We start from the raw sequence: 229 nt of genomic DNA, 5'->3' as shown, positions 1-229 counted from the left end.
CGTGTAACTACTATGTTACAAGGATCAGAACTATCAGTTGAGTCAACAGGAGTTGCCACGACATCACCAGCACAGTTATCTGTTGCTGTTAAATCAATAGTAGCAGGAATATCTGTTAGACATTCTACTGTTACATCAGCTGGAGCAGCTGGAGCTACAGGCGCAATAGTATCAGTCACTGTAATAGTTTGCGATACCGAACTAGTGTTGTTACAGCTATCAGTAAATG

1 protein-coding gene is annotated in these 229 nt (G+C 41.5%); it reads right to left on the bottom strand.

All coding sequences use genetic code 11. From position 1 onward, the window contains the following. The coding region (locus tag OS191_RS00230; RefSeq protein WP_267153697.1) for a hypothetical protein at positions 1 to 229 on the bottom strand (229 nt) is incomplete at both ends.

Origin of the sequence: Xanthomarina sp. F2636L (assembly GCF_026410195.1) — a bacterium.
Taxonomy (GTDB): domain Bacteria; phylum Bacteroidota; class Bacteroidia; order Flavobacteriales; family Flavobacteriaceae; genus Xanthomarina.
The sequence above is the reverse complement of the archived record's forward strand: the minus strand, read 5'-3'. Positions and strand labels throughout refer to the sequence as shown.